This window comes from Hydrogenibacillus schlegelii (assembly GCF_001653195.1).
Lineage (GTDB): Bacteria > Bacillota > Bacilli > Thermicanales > DSM-22653 > Hydrogenibacillus > Hydrogenibacillus schlegelii.
Genome location: NZ_JXBB01000003.1, coordinates 1 through 12,192, shown reverse-complemented (window position 1 = coordinate 12,192; position 12,192 = coordinate 1). Strand labels below are relative to the sequence as shown.

General features: G+C 59.5%; 12 protein-coding genes and 1 pseudogene. All 13 read right to left on the bottom strand.

The features are described 5' to 3' along the window. Positions 1–11: 11 nt before the first annotated feature. The 13 genes and pseudogenes from SA87_RS01975 to SA87_RS01910 all read right to left on the bottom strand — a co-directional run bounded on the left by SA87_RS01975 (position 12) and on the right by SA87_RS01910 (position 12,077). Complete coding sequence (locus SA87_RS01975; protein WP_066198395.1) at positions 12–242, bottom strand: dihydrodiol dehydrogenase; 231 nt, start codon at positions 240–242, stop codon at positions 12–14. A gap of 19 nt (positions 243–261) precedes the next feature. Then, positions 262–1,233 carry a VOC family protein gene (locus SA87_RS01970; protein ID WP_066198390.1) on the bottom strand — a complete coding sequence of 324 codons (972 nt, stop codon included), beginning with the start codon at positions 1,231–1,233 and terminating at the stop codon, positions 262–264. 21 nt (positions 1,234–1,254) lie between these two features. Next, the gene (locus SA87_RS01965) at positions 1,255–1,758 is read right to left on the bottom strand and encodes an aromatic-ring-hydroxylating dioxygenase subunit beta (RefSeq protein ID WP_066198387.1); all 504 of its coding nucleotides are present in this window, start codon (positions 1,756–1,758) and stop codon (positions 1,255–1,257) included. A gap of 12 nt (positions 1,759–1,770) precedes the next feature. Next, positions 1,771–3,114, bottom strand: coding sequence for an aromatic ring-hydroxylating dioxygenase subunit alpha (locus tag SA87_RS01960; protein ID WP_082718497.1), 1,344 nt, complete (start codon positions 3,112–3,114; stop codon positions 1,771–1,773). Positions 3,115–3,122: 8 nt separating this feature from the next. After that, on the bottom strand, positions 3,123–3,461 hold the full coding sequence (locus tag SA87_RS01955) for a DsrE family protein (protein ID WP_066442184.1): 339 nt from the start codon (positions 3,459–3,461) through the stop codon (positions 3,123–3,125). A 146-nt stretch (positions 3,462–3,607) separates the two neighbouring features. Then, positions 3,608–4,570 carry a dihydrodipicolinate synthase family protein gene (locus tag SA87_RS01950; protein WP_066198376.1) on the bottom strand — a complete coding sequence of 321 codons (963 nt, stop codon included), beginning with the start codon at positions 4,568–4,570 and terminating at the stop codon, positions 3,608–3,610. Between the two features lie 79 nt (positions 4,571–4,649). Beyond that, complete coding sequence (locus tag SA87_RS01945) at positions 4,650–6,086, bottom strand: aldehyde dehydrogenase family protein (protein WP_066198370.1); 1,437 nt, start codon at positions 6,084–6,086, stop codon at positions 4,650–4,652. Between the two features lie 48 nt (positions 6,087–6,134). Further along, complete coding sequence (locus tag SA87_RS01940) at positions 6,135–7,283, bottom strand: 3-isopropylmalate dehydrogenase (RefSeq protein ID WP_066198367.1); 1,149 nt, start codon at positions 7,281–7,283, stop codon at positions 6,135–6,137. Between the two features lie 78 nt (positions 7,284–7,361). Further along, positions 7,362–8,363 (bottom strand): ketopantoate reductase family protein, encoded by a 1,002-nt coding sequence (locus tag SA87_RS01935; protein ID WP_211258105.1) that lies wholly within the window; start codon positions 8,361–8,363, stop codon positions 7,362–7,364. Between the two features lie 7 nt (positions 8,364–8,370). Continuing rightward, positions 8,371–8,928 (bottom strand): GntR family transcriptional regulator, encoded by a 558-nt coding sequence (locus tag SA87_RS01930; RefSeq protein WP_066198362.1) that lies wholly within the window; start codon positions 8,926–8,928, stop codon positions 8,371–8,373. Between the two features lie 412 nt (positions 8,929–9,340). Beyond that, positions 9,341–10,108: an SDR family NAD(P)-dependent oxidoreductase gene (locus SA87_RS01920; protein ID WP_066198354.1), complete on the bottom strand. Its 768-nt coding sequence runs from the start codon at positions 10,106–10,108 to the stop codon at positions 9,341–9,343. 99 nt (positions 10,109–10,207) lie between these two features. Next, positions 10,208–11,038 (bottom strand): annotated as a pseudogene (locus SA87_RS01915) (alpha/beta fold hydrolase). A gap of 259 nt (positions 11,039–11,297) precedes the next feature. Beyond that, positions 11,298–12,077 (bottom strand): 2-keto-4-pentenoate hydratase, encoded by a 780-nt coding sequence (locus SA87_RS01910; RefSeq protein WP_066198351.1) that lies wholly within the window; start codon positions 12,075–12,077, stop codon positions 11,298–11,300. Positions 12,078–12,192: the final 115 nt, after the last annotated feature.

Here is a 12,192-nt window from a genome sequence, read left to right as displayed (position 1 = left end):
CCTTCCTAAACTTACAAGAGGTCAGACAAGGATCGCGCTTCGACCGCTCCCGGCCCAAAAGGCGTCTCTAGAAAGCGAGAAAAAGTTTCCGTCGTCTGCCAAGTCAGGCTTTCGAGCTCCAGCGGATCGAGCTGAATCCGGTAGCCCAATCGGGGAGAATAAATCTCCAGCCGTTCTCCGTTTCGTGTCTTTACTTTCTGCACATGAACGACGGTAAATTCATTGGCCACTTCAAGCTTCATCCCGTGAGGCTCCCCTCGCTTAGCTCTGCGGCAGCATGACCGGCGGCGTTCCGTAAGCAAACATCGACTCCGGCGGCGGCCCGCCAACCACCGCCGTGGCGAGAGCGCGTTCCGCCAGATCGTCGAAATCCCAGAGGATCGGACCCCAGTCGGAGTCAAAGTTCAAATAACCGCCGCTGTAGACCTCGATTCGATTGCCACCCGGTTCGTAAACGTACAGGAAAAAGGCCTCGCTGATGCCGTGCCGCCCCGGCCCGTATTCGATGAACACGCCCGCTTCCCGCAGAAGCTCCGCCGCGCGAATGACTTCGGCTTCCGTATCCACCCAGAACGCCAGGTGATTGAGCCGACCTTTGGCCCCGGTCGGATCGCGCATGAAGGCAAGGTCATGCGAGAGATTGGAGACGGCCATCCAGGCCGCCATTTCCACCTGATTTTTCACCCACAAGCCTTCATGCCATTTAAACCCGAGTTCCTGAAAGAGCTCCCGACTGGGCGTCGGATCCGACGCATAAAGATTAACGTGGTCAATCCGCCGCACATCGGCTCCCCGATAGGGGCGCTTTTGCGGCCGGTTTTTAAGCAACGGTTTTTTCTCCGACGGCGGCGAATAGCGTTCGACCTCAAAGAACAGTTCGCCCTGATGGCCATCGGGCAGTCGGAATCGATACGTCTGCCCCTGGCCGAGATCCCCTTCCTCCGCCCAGCCGACCCCGAGGCCCTTGCCTTCAAGAAAGCGCGCCGCCTCTTCCAGATCTTCCGGGCTTTCGGTGCGCCATCCGATGTGGCCCACGCCCGCCTCTTTCGCCGCCGTGAGCTTCACCGTATGGTGAAACCAGTCCCCCCACCCCCGGAGATAGACGGAATCTCCTTTTTGGGCGGTCACCTCAAGCCCCAGAAGATCGCGGAAGAAGACCAGACTTTCTTCCGGCTTGGGGGTCAAAAGCTCCACATGGGCCAGCCGTTCGATCCAGTGCCGGCGTTTGCCCATCGCTCATCCCTCCTACAAATTTCAAAACAGAATCGCCAGATTGTGCGTTGGGACGGTCGAGACGTCGAGCACGACCTCCCGCGCCGCCAGCTTCCAGCCCCCGTCCGTCCGCCGCAGCACATCAACGCGCTCCGCGGACAGAAGATCAAAATTCGGGCTGTCACCCCGGCTGCGGAAAAGAAGCAGATTCGAGTACACCCGGACATGCCGGTCATCGATGGGCTCGACGCGTACGTTCGTGACGAAATGCCGCGTCCGGGACGGCGGATCTTCCGCCCACGCCGCTTCGGTTTCCAGTCGTTTGATCCGCATCTCCAGCGAGTACCGATCTTCTTCATAGTGGCTCATGTGATCGATGATGCCGGGCCCGTGTTCTCGCTCTCGCGTGACCCGAACCGGCACCCGATAGCGGATGTCGTCTGTCAAAAGTTCCAACCAGGCGTTGAATTTCCCGGCATCCAGCAAATGCGCCTCGTGATGCAGAAAGTTAAGAATCTCTAAGGCGTCCACCGCTGTCCGTGACATTTTTAACCCCCCTCACGCTTCAAGCATTTCCAGCCATCGGGCATAGAAGTTGCGCTGATTGGCTTCGGCGTAATCCAGAGGATATGCGACGCCGGGGCCAGGCCAGTTCGGATCGGGTGCCAGATGATCCATGCCCATCTGGTAGTTCATCCGGTTGCGACGGGCCATCTCCCCGCCAGCCGCCCGCGTGATCCCGCGCCACATTTCCGCGTCGTCCTGCTCAAACACCCCGCTCGTCCCGAACGTGCGCAGGTACGTGAGCCGGCTCTGCTCCTTAAACCACTCCGGCGCGTCCTTCTCCACCAGGAACCACGACCAGACTTCCATTTTGCCGGGCGCGATCGGATGCCACAGCCGGAACGTCAGCATCGGAGTCGGCGGATGGACGTGATCGCGGCCGATCATGACGTTAAGGATGGAAAGATTCGGAAACACCGTTCCATGGACGAAGTTCAACTTTTCGGCGACACGGACGTGCGCCTCAGAGGGGTAATTTTCCTTGAGCGAGCGGACGATCTCTTCCGGATAGCCCCAGAAAGGCGGTAGTGGAATGTTCGGCGGTGCCCCGATCATCCCAAGGCCGTGCCCCTTCCCGGGAATATGGACGTGTTCGCCATACATCGCAAATTGCGGATCTCGGGGGGCAAGCCCAAGTTCGACCATCGAACGATGTGTCATCAGCGTATGGTAGGCATCGCCGACAAAATTGTCGGCCCCGAGCTTCCAGTCGGCGTCGATCATCCAGCGATGCGGCGCCCCGATCACTTCCAAGCCGGCCGCGCTTCGCCGCGTAAAAAGATCGAGATACCATTTCATGTCTCCCAGCCATTCGTCCAGGGACGGCGCCTTCGGATCGAGGGAGCCGAAAATCATGCCGTTGTATTGATCCAGCCGTGGAATCGGGATAAGCCCCCACGCTTCCTTGTTCAGTCGATCACCGTAGGCTTCCTTTCCGGCCGGAACGCCGACCAGCGTGCCGTCGTTCCGGTACGTCCACCCGTGATACGGACAGCGGAAATGCGAGGCGTTGCCCATCTCCGACCGGCACACCTGCATCCCGCGGTGCCGGCACATGTTAAAGTGCGCCCTCACGTTACCGTTTTCATCGCGGATCAGAATAAAGCTATCCCTTCCGATATACCGCACGACGTAATCGCCCGCATTGGGAATCTCCGACTCGTGGGCCAAGTAAACCCAGGCGCGGGCGAAAATTTTCTCCATTTCCAGCTCGAAGATCTCGGGATCATGGTAGATCGCTCCGGGGAGCTCCCCAACCGCCAGCTGGCGGCGGGCTTCTTCAAGCAAATGGGTCCCCTCTCCGCCCGAACGTGACTGAGCATAAATCGTCATTGCCATACCCCCCTTTAAAAGCTTACAATCTGAAATCCTTCCTCCGCCGCCCTGGCCAGGATCGGACCGACATAGTCCACATTGAAGCCTTTTAACTCTAACGGCTCAATCTGTACACCCATCTGTTCAAGAATTCCTTTGCACACCGTCGATTCAAGATCCTTCACGGATTCCAGGGCCGCGGAAAAATCGGGATCATTAGCTCCCTCCAAAGGAACACGGACCCCATCAGCGAGAAACACCACCCGCGCTTCTCCGCCCATCTCTTTGATCCGTTGGGCCACCCTCAATCCAGAAATGACCTTCATTTTTTCATCCGGGCCGCTTAAAATGAGCGCCAGCAGCTTGGTCATGGTGTCCCCTCCCCGCACCAATTTGAATCCGTGGTTTTCCTCATGGAATTCTTGAGCCTTACAACACTAAGATACAAGAATTAATCGATCTTGTCAATCAGGACCGTTAATTTCGTACGGTGTAAATCATTCATAATCTCGGTTTATCATACCACACCTACTTCCTGCAACTTCGCGCGCAACCACTCTTTTCGTTCGGACGCCACGTCGCGCACCGGCGGCAGCATCGGACCGGCTTTCAGTCCGATCGCTTCGTACCACACCTTGAGCATCGCCAGCGCCGACGCATAGGTGGACGTCCTGGCGATTTCCCAGATGAAGACGTCGTCATAGAGGTCCCGCACCGCTTCAAGCTCGGCCCATTTCCGGTAGGCCTCGTCCCACTTTCCGGCCCGGGCAAGCTCCATGTATTCTTTCATGAGCGGCCGCTTTTGGCCGTAGATGATGTAAGACAGTTCCCCCCAAATCACCTGTCCGCCGTAGCGCAGGTCGTCCAAGAAAAATCGCTCCCACGGCTCGGCCACGATAAAATCATCGCGGAGCTCGCGCCGAAGTTTTAAGGTTTCGGCGTGATTCAGGGAACCTTGCTTGACGCCGACGATCGTCTCCAGCTCCGCCAGGCGCTTCAAAAGCTCCAGGCTCAGCACTTTTCCGGAGACGGGCGTCCGATACAGGACGATCGCCAGATTGGAATGATCGGTCAGGTACTTGAAATAGTCGTAAATTTCATCGTCTGTCCGAAGCTGCACCACCGGATTGATCACTTCGGCGCCGCTGAAGCCCAGTTTTTCGACGAAAGCCATTTTTTCCAAAGCCTGGTGAACGCTGGGGTCAAGGATGATGGTCCACAAATCCATGCGCCCTTTGTTTGCGTCGGCGATGATCTCATGATAACGATACCAATCCGCCAGCTTCATGTTCCAACCTTCCGAAATAAAGCCGCCCACCACCAGACCGTTGATGCCCATCTCCACGTACGCTTCGATGTTTTCTCGAAGGCCTGCTTCGTCAAGCGTCAGATCCGCCGTCATGGGCGTAAGCGGGCACATGTAAAAATCGCGCAGATGCGCCTGGCTCCAGGCTTTGGCTTCACTCCGCGTAAATTCCATCCTCATCGGCCTCCGTTTCCGCTCTTGTCATTCCCTCAACATGGTAGGGTCATTCCTCATCGATTTCGGGATGAGCGGCTCAGACGTCCACATGAACAACGACCAGTTTGAGTTCCGTGAGCTCCTCGATGGCGTACTTCACCCCCTCCCGGCCGTAGCCGCTCTCCTTCACCCCGCCGTAGGGCATGTGGTCGACGCGAAACGTCGGGATGTCATTGATCATCACGCCGCCGGCCTCAAGGCGCCGCGCCGTCCGGAACGCCTTGGCGATGTCCCGGGTAAAGAGGCCGACGTTGAGCCCGTACCGCGAATCGTTCACCAGCGCGATCGCCTCTTCCAGATCTCGATACCGGACGAGCGTCGCCACCGGCCCGAACACCTCCTCTCGCACGACCCGCATCTCAGGCGTCACGCCGGTGAGGAGCGTCGGAGAAAGATAGGGCCCCTCCTTCACCCCGCCGATCTCGATGCGCGCCCCGCCGGCGACCGCCTCCTCGATCCACGCCGCCACCCGAGCCGCTTCCCCTTCGTGGATGAGCGGCCCGACGTCGGTCGCTTCGTCCAGCGGATCGCCGACCTTGAGCGCCTTGACCTTCTCCAAAAGGGCCGCGTGAAAGCGGTCGTAGATCGCTTCGTGGACGTAGATGCGCTGGACGGAGATGCAGATCTGCCCGGCGTACTGAAAGGCCCCCTCCGCCGTCCGGGAGACGGCCATTTCGAACGGTGCGTCCGGCTCGACGATGACCGCCGAATTGGACCCGAGCTCGAGGAGCGTGCGCTTCAGACCGCTTTTTTCCCGGATCCGCTTTCCCACCGCCGCGCTGCCGGTAAAGGTGACGGCTTTGACCCGCGGATGTTCCACCAGGGCGTCGCCGATCTCGCCGCCGGGGCCGCTTAGGACGTTGAGCGCCCCGGGGGGAAGGCCCGCCTCATGAAAAAGCTCGGCGACGAAGAAGGCGGAAAGGGGCGTCGCCCCGGCGGGTTTGAGGACGACGGTGTTGCCGGCGGCCAGGGCCGGACCGAGCTTGTGGGCGACGAGGTTCAGCGGGAAGTTGAAGGGCGTGATCGCCGCCACGACGCCGAGGGGCTCCCGCCAGGTGAACCCGAGGCGTCCTTCCCCGCCGACCGCCGCGTCCATGGGGATCGTCTCCCCGCCGATGCGCTTCGCTTCTTCGGCGGCGAAGCGATACGTCTGAACGGCGCGCCGAACCTCGAGGCGGGCCGTTTTCAGCGGCTTCCCGGCCTCTTCGGCGATGAGGCGGGCCGCCGCTTCGCTTCGCTCTTCCAGCATCTGGGCGACGCGGTAGAGGATGGCCGACCGGGCATGCGCCGGATAGGTGCGGTAGGCGGCATACGCCCGGACCGCCGCCTCAACCGCCCGGTGCACATCTTCCCGCGTTCCCCGGGCGACTTCCGCGAGCAGCCGGCCGTCGGATTTGGAAAGGACCGGTGACCAGTCTTTCGTCTCTTCGTAACGGCCGTCGATCCACAGGCCTTTTCGCTGACCGTTTCTCACCGCCTACACCCCCATCAACGCTCATCAGATCTGAATCCCCTCGAAACCTTAACGGATCAGCGCATCCCCTTTTTTGCGGATCGTCTTTTTGATCGCCTCGCCCACTTCGGTGGTCGAACTGGTGCCTCCCAGGTCGGAGGTGCGGTATCGTCCTTCGGCGAGGACATCCTCGACGGCCTTCATCACCAGCCGCGCCGCCGCCGTCTCTCCCAGGTGCTCGAGCATCATGCTCCCGGCCCAGATCGCGGCGATCGGATTCGCCCGATTCTGACCCTTGTATCTGGGCGCCGAGCCGTGAATCGGCTCAAACATCGAAGGATAGGTTCGTTCGGGGTTGATGTTGCCGCCGGCGGCGATGCCCATCCCCCCTTGGATGGCGGCGGCGAGATCCGTCAGGATATCGCCGAAGAGGTTCGAGGACACAATGACGTCGTAATACGCCGGTCGGCGCACCAGCCACATGGCCAGGGCATCCACCAGGGCCTGATCCCGGTGAACGTCCGGATATTCGGCCGCCACCGCCGCATACACTTCATCCCAGAAGACCATGGAATAATTCAGGGCATTGGATTTGGTACAGTTCGTCACCATCGGTCGCGGTCCTCCGGCCGTCCCGCCGCCTTCCTTGACCTCAACCCCCTCCCGGGCACGTTCTTCCGCACGGCGCCGCGCCAGATCAAACGCGTAGCGCATGACGCGTTCTGTACCCTTACGGGTAAAGATCGACGTTTGTACGGCGACTTCGTCCGCCGTGCCCACCTTAAACCGTCCTCCCAGGCGGCTGTATTCCCCTTCCGTATTTTCTCGAACGACCACAAAATCCACCGTCTCGCCCGGCTTCAACCGGACGGGAGATTCCACGCCCGGAAGCAGTTTCACAGGGCGCAGATTGACGTACTGATCGAATCCTTTCCGAAGGTCGAGGAGCATCTCGAGGCTGAGGTGATCCGGCACCCGCGGATCGCCGATGGCTCCCAAATAGATGGCGTCATACGCTTTTAAGATCTCTAAGGCGTTCTCCGGCATCATCCGCCCATGCTGCAGATAATACTCCGAACCCCAAGGGAAGAGGTCAAACTGCAGCCGGCCCGCGCTCAACGTGTTCACGGCGGCGGTCAGGACTTCCATCCCGATCTCCAGAACTTCCGGGCCGATGCCGTCCCCAGGAATCGCCGCGATCCGGTAGGTCTTGGACATGAACGATGCTCCCTTTGCCGATCAGGTCGATGATTTGCCCCTGGACGAGATGACCTGACGATCGATGATGAAGATAGATTACGAAAGGTAAGCCGCCCAAACGCGCGCCGTTCGGTAGATCGAGCGCAAGACCGGCACCTCCAGCCCCAACCGATCGGCTTCCCGCACAAAGGGCGCGAAAATAGCGTCGACCTCCGGACGTCTGCCGCGAAGGATATCTTCGTGCATGGACGTTCGCCCCACCGAGCCGCGTTCCCGAAGCCGTTCCCCGACGCTTCTGGCGAACTCCACCGCTTCGTCAAACGGAAACTCCTCCAGCTCCCGGAGGTGCGACAGCGGCGCAAAGTAATTCTGGGGGGCATAGCCAAGCGCCCGGTAGACCTGCATGATCTCCTTGGCCAGCGCCACGTAGTGTTCCGCCCCTTCTCGAACCACCAAACCATCGGCGAACCCGAGGTGCGGAACGGCCGCCAGACAGCTGACGGAGTAGCCGGACGCCAGGCAAATTTGCGCCAGCTTTTCCCACTCCACCTGGCGGATATTGGCGACTGCCTTCGCCCCAAGCCCCGCTTGATTGAACCATGCCACCAGGGCTTCGACTCGGGGCGTGATTTCACCGCCTAGTTCACCGGCATACGCCGTGGTCGGGACCGTCACATGGTTGCGGACGTGGCCGGGCTCAACCAGCGTCGCTCCCTCAATGGTGGCAAACCCGATCACCCGCCGGGGATCGCCGAACCACGCGATCAGCTCATCGTCTTTGGTGACGCTGTTTTGGACCGAAAACGCCGCCGCCACCCGCTCGCGCAGGCGTTCGGCGCCGGCAAGCGCTGAAGCCGTATCTTTCCCCTTGACGGCAAGGACGAGCCAGTCGAATTCTCCCTCCACTTCCTCCGGAGACGTCACCGCCCTCAGACGCTCGCCGACCGTCACCTCTCCCCGAACGCCGCTGATCTTAAGCCCGCGTTCCCGAATCGCCTGCATGTGGGCCGGGCGGCCGATCAGCGTCACCTCCGCCCCGGCGCGCGCGAGATATCCGCCGATGAGCGAGCCGAGCGCACCGGCGCCAAGAACGACCATCCGCAACTTATCCCCGCCACCTTTCCCGAAGGAGATGCGCCACCCGCATGACGTGCGCCTCCATCGCTTTTCGCGCTTCGTCGGCCTCGCGGTTTTTCATGTGCGTTAAAATCCGGAGATGGTCTTCAGACGAGCGGCGCATGTTTTCAGGTTGAAAGACGAAATCGATGACGGCGGTATAGTCCACCAGGTTCCACTGGTGCTCCACCAACAGGCGGACGTAATGAAGCCCGGAAGCGACGTGAATCACGTTATGAAACTCGCGGTTCACAAGAGAATACGCTTCGGCGGTCAACTGACCCGCGTTCATCAGCTCTGCCAGTTCCTCCAGCAACCGGAGTTCCTCATCTCCGATGCGCGGAGTGGCCCATTTGGTCAAAAGGCCCTCCAGCACCGCCCGGCTGATGAGCTTTTCAAACAGCTCTTCCGACGTCGGCGTCCGCACGAAGATGCCGACCTGAGGAATGATTTCGATAAAACCCTCCTGTTCCAGGCGCGTGAGCGCCTCTTGAATGGGTGTGCGGCTGACATCGAGCGTATCGGCGATCTCCTGCGGATCGATCATCGCACCGGGTCGGAACTCCCGCGTTAAGATTTTATTCCGGACGTATAAGGTAGACGCGGTCGCGCTTTCGGCCGTAGATCTTCCGTGGCGCCTCCTCCGCTTCGGCCGGAAGCTTTTTCAAGACCGCGGACTTCTGCAGAACGGATCTCACCCGATGATCCAGCTCGTTTTGCGCCGGCGTTCCGCTTTGAAACGTCCCGTCCGGGCGCGATCGTGGTGAATGCATCCTCGTCCATTTCGACCCTTCTGTGTAGATTTTCATTTCGATTAAATTCTAGAATCAAGAGCGGAGGCTGTCAATCCCCCGCCCTTGATTGCATCCTGTCACGGTCCATTTTCTCTACGCTTGGGGTTCGATAAACCGTAGTTCCCCATAATGTCGGACACGACTCACTCCATTTTGATGGCGCATTCAAACGATCGTGATGCCTCCATCGATGACGATCACCGCTCCTGTGATGTACGAAGACTCATCCGAGGACAGAAAGAGGGCGACGTTCGCAACTTCTTCAGGATCCGCTCCCCGTCCAAGCGGCGTGGCTTCGGAGGCCACTCGGTCAAGGTCAGGGAACAATTCCTCCATTGCCTTGGTCATTGCCGTTTTAATGTACCCCGGCGCCAGCGCGTTGGCGCGAATCCCTTTTCTCGCGTAGGTAGCGGCAACATGGCGCGTGAACGAGATGATCGCTCCTTTTGAGGCGGCATAAGAAGGGCCCCCAGGGGTGTTGACCAGGGCAGCGGTTGAAGCCGTGGTCACGATCGTTCCACCGCCATTTTTAATTAATTCCGGAATCCCATATTTGGTAACGAGAAACGTCCCGCGAACATTCACACTTTGAATTTTTTCCCATTCCTCGAGGCTGAGCTCTTCGACCGTGATCATAAAGTTTTTGTGTATAATACCTGCGTTGCTATAAATCGTCGTCAACTTTCCAAACGTCTTAACCGTTTCAGCTACTGCGTTTTTCACATCTTCTTCCTGCGAAACATCACAGCGAATTGCAATCGCCTCTCCGCCGACCGCCTTAACCTTTTGTATGGTCTCTTCCAATCCTTCTATGTTGATGTCGACCGCGGCCACCTTAGCTCCCTCTCGAGCGAACACCACCGCCGCCGCCTGACCTTGACCGCTAGCCGCACCCGTAATAAGAGCGACCTTTCCTTCCAGTCTACGAGCCATCAAACGTCTCTCCTTTCACTCGATAAAATTTTAAGTGTTTCCGGTATCTCCAGCTTTGGAGAGTGGTCCGTTATAAGAGAAGCAAAGTCTGCGACTAATCTACGACAGGAAAAACCACCGGATGTCCCGACGCATCGTTTCCCAGCGTTCGATCTGCGCCCAGTGGCCACAGCGATCGTAGACGATCAGCTCCGCATTTGGGAGATGCCTTAAAAGATATAAACTTCCTTCCAGCGGAACGACCCGATCTTGCCTGCCGTGAATCAAAAGAATTTCGTGCCGAATCATCGACAATGCAGAAGGAGACAGAGGCGGAAGCGGCGGATTGAACATGGCTTCGTAGCTCCGCTTGAGCTCCTCCCGCATCGCCGCCTGGTAGCGCTGCTGAACCATCGCGTCGAAGTCCGCGAACGCTTTCGTGTTCATGGGATCGCAGAGAAAGCTGCGCATAATTTCCCGATACCGATCGACCCGCGGATCTTGATAGAAGCTCAGCATTCGAGCGATTTCGGGCGGCGGGGAAAATTGCCCGCCAGCGGAGCCCATCAGAATCGCTTTATTAAATCGACCCGGGGCATCCAGCAAAAGATGCAATGCCAGCGCGCCGCCCATCGAATTGCCGATCAGAAAGGCCCGGGGAACCCGAAGCGCATCCATCAGAGCCAGCACTTGCTCCACCCGGTGTCCGATCCATGCCAGTCACCCTCTCGGCAACGGATCGGGCATGGTCGTCTCGCCAAATCCCAAAAGATCCGGCGCGATCACATAAAACGCGTCTTGGAGATCTTCAACGGCATTCCGCCAGTTCGCTTCGGCATTGGCTCCCGGGCCTCCGCCGTGCAGCAAGATGACGGCCGGGGAGGCGGGATCTCCGGCGACCAGCGTTTTACTCGTCCACTGCCCGGTCTGAATGTATTTGACGTCGTACATCGATCAGGCCTCCGTCGTGGTGTTCATCACATGGTCTTCGGACAAAGGGTTGAACTGCTCGCCCCACCAGATCAACCCGTCTCCAGGATCTTCGTCGGACCCCTCGATCGGCTTGTTTATTTTCAGGTTTAATTATAGAATGAATCATGAGGGTTGTCAACCTGTAGAAAGTTCATGGAAATGATGGCCTTCACCGAATCAGTAAAAACTCAAAAAGCCGCTCGAGATTGTCGAGCGGCTGGAAGAGTCCCTATTCATTTTACCTCTCGAATTGTAGCTCCAGCGTCTCCCATCCGTCGAAAGCGACGGTGAACCGGTCGCCCGGGGCGGCGTCCACCGCCGCCGAGAGCGCCCCCGACAGGACGATCTCCCCGGCTTCCAGGGCGATGTCGAAGCGGCCGAGAAAGTTCGCCAGCCACGCCACGCTATACAGCGGATGCCCCAGGGCCGCGGCGCCGACGCCGGTGTTGACGAGCGCCCCGTTTTTGTAAAGCGCCATGCCCACCGCCGCCAGATCGACGTCTTCCACCCGCCGGGCCGCCCGCCCGAGCAGAAAGAGCCCCGACGAGGCGTTGTCGGCGATCGTGTCTTGGAGCTTGATCTTCCAGTCCCGGATGCGGCTGTCGACGATCTCGATCGCCGGGACGGCCGCCTCGACGGCATCGAGAACGTCCAGATACATCACGCCCGGACCCTTCAGCGTCCGTTTCATGATGAAGGCAATCTCGCCTTCGACCTTCGGTTGAAAAAGCGGCGCCCACGGCACCGGCGATCCGGCGGCCACCTGCATCGTGTCGAGGAGGTGGCCGTAGTCCGGTTCGTCCACGCCCAGGAGGTTCTGCATCGCTTTGGAGGTGAGCCCGATCTTCTTCCCGACGACGCGGGCGCCGAAGGCCGTTTTGCGTTCGATGTTGAGGAGCTGGATGCGGTAGGCGTCGTCGGGCGTAAGCTCGGGGTGGTCGGCCGTAAGCGGCGGGATCGCCGTCTTCGTCCGTTCGGCCTCCCACAGGCGATCGGCGAGGGCTTGAAGGTCGGTCATCGGTTCCCCTCCATCGGCCGCGGGAACTCATCCGCCGCCCTCAGCGGGCGGCGGCGGCTTCTTTTTGTTTTTTGAGCGCCAGGGCGACGTCGAGGATCATGTCTTCCTGGCCGCC

What these genes read in the sequence shown, in the direction of transcription:
- SA87_RS01965 (WP_066198387.1), bottom strand. Translation starts at nt 1,758, where the DNA reads ATGTCACGGACAGCGGTGGACGCCTTAGAGATTCTTAACTTTCTGCAT.
- SA87_RS01940 (WP_066198367.1), bottom strand. Translation starts at nt 7,283, where the DNA reads ATGTCCAAGACCTACCGGATCGCGGCGATTCCTGGGGACGGCATCGGC.
- SA87_RS01970 (WP_066198390.1), bottom strand. Translation starts at nt 1,233, where the DNA reads ATGGGCAAACGCCGGCACTGGATCGAACGGCTGGCCCATGTGGAGCTT.
- SA87_RS01975 (WP_066198395.1), bottom strand. Translation starts at nt 242, where the DNA reads ATGAAGCTTGAAGTGGCCAATGAATTTACCGTCGTTCATGTGCAGAAA.
- SA87_RS01920 (WP_066198354.1), bottom strand. Translation starts at nt 10,108, where the DNA reads ATGGCTCGTAGACTGGAAGGAAAGGTCGCTCTTATTACGGGTGCGGCT.
- SA87_RS01950 (WP_066198376.1), bottom strand. Translation starts at nt 4,570, where the DNA reads ATGGAATTTACGCGGAGTGAAGCCAAAGCCTGGAGCCAGGCGCATCTG.
- SA87_RS01935 (WP_211258105.1), bottom strand. Translation starts at nt 8,363, where the DNA reads ATGGTCGTTCTTGGCGCCGGTGCGCTCGGCTCGCTCATCGGCGGATAT.
- SA87_RS01930 (WP_066198362.1), bottom strand. Translation starts at nt 8,928, where the DNA reads ATGATCGATCCGCAGGAGATCGCCGATACGCTCGATGTCAGCCGCACA.
- SA87_RS01955 (WP_066442184.1), bottom strand. Translation starts at nt 3,461, where the DNA reads ATGACCAAGCTGCTGGCGCTCATTTTAAGCGGCCCGGATGAAAAAATG.
- SA87_RS01910 (WP_066198351.1), bottom strand. Translation starts at nt 12,077, where the DNA reads ATGACCGACCTTCAAGCCCTCGCCGATCGCCTGTGGGAGGCCGAACGG.
- SA87_RS01960 (WP_082718497.1), bottom strand. Translation starts at nt 3,114, where the DNA reads ATGGCAATGACGATTTATGCTCAGTCACGTTCGGGCGGAGAGGGGACC.